The organism is Psychrobacter sp. T6-1, from assembly GCF_052258445.1.
This window is the reverse complement of sequence record NZ_JBQQFC010000673.1, coordinates 1-753: the sequence shown is the minus strand read 5'-3', so window position 1 is coordinate 753 and position 753 is coordinate 1. Positions and strand designations below refer to the sequence as shown.

The 753-nt window shown below is 41.8% G+C and carries 1 protein-coding gene and 1 pseudogene; both read left to right on the top strand.

Features of this window, described 5'->3' with window-relative positions; all coding sequences use genetic code 11:
* On the top strand, positions 1-321 hold a 321-nt coding region (locus tag ACTXGO_RS15320), incomplete at its 5' end, for a LysR substrate-binding domain-containing protein (protein ID WP_443575122.1).
* Between the two features lie 156 nt (positions 322-477).
* Positions 478-753: pseudogene (locus ACTXGO_RS15315) on the top strand (DUF302 domain-containing protein); the annotation flags it as partial.

Sequence of the window (753 nt, the reverse complement as noted above, 5' to 3'; positions counted from 1 at the left end):
ACTCGTGACTATTGGCATTTTATAGATTTTAAAAAAACAGATTCTAGAAAAGACGCTGATAAAGAAAAAAACCTGCGAGTATCTGGCACTGTGCAATACAACAGCGGTCACAGTCTGGTCGATGCTGCGTTAAAAGGTCTGGGTATCGTGCAGCTACCTGATTATTATGTGCAAAAGTACTTAGCATCAGGTGAGCTGGTCAGCTTACTAGATAACTATAGAGAGCCCGAGGAAAGTATCTGGGCCGTCTATCCGCACAACCGTCATTTATCACCAAAGATTAGGTTGCTCGTAGATTATCTGGCAGAGCGTTTGGCTTAGATGATAGTTTTGGCTTAGTTATTCTTTAAGAGGTGTTGTCATGCGACCCTTTACTATGCGCAGTTTATTACGCACAATGCTATGCTTCACAATGAATATTCGATGTTGTCAGCCATCACTCGCTGAATAAATGACCACACTAAAAAAGGACTTTTTATGCTTAAGATTATCTCTATCGCTGCTCTAGCTTTGGCCGTATCCTCTTGCGCCAGTGTTGAAAATATTTTAAACGCGCCAGACAAGGGGCAGTCAACACTAAAAACGATGGCTGCTATTAATGCTAAGAAGGGTTTGGTGACGATGCAAAGTAATCACTCCGTTCAAGATACTGCGGATAAACTGGCATCGATTATTGAAAGTAAAGGCATGAAGGTGTTTGCGCGCGTCGATCATCAGAAAAATGCGCAAGGTGTTGATTTAACATTAAGACCC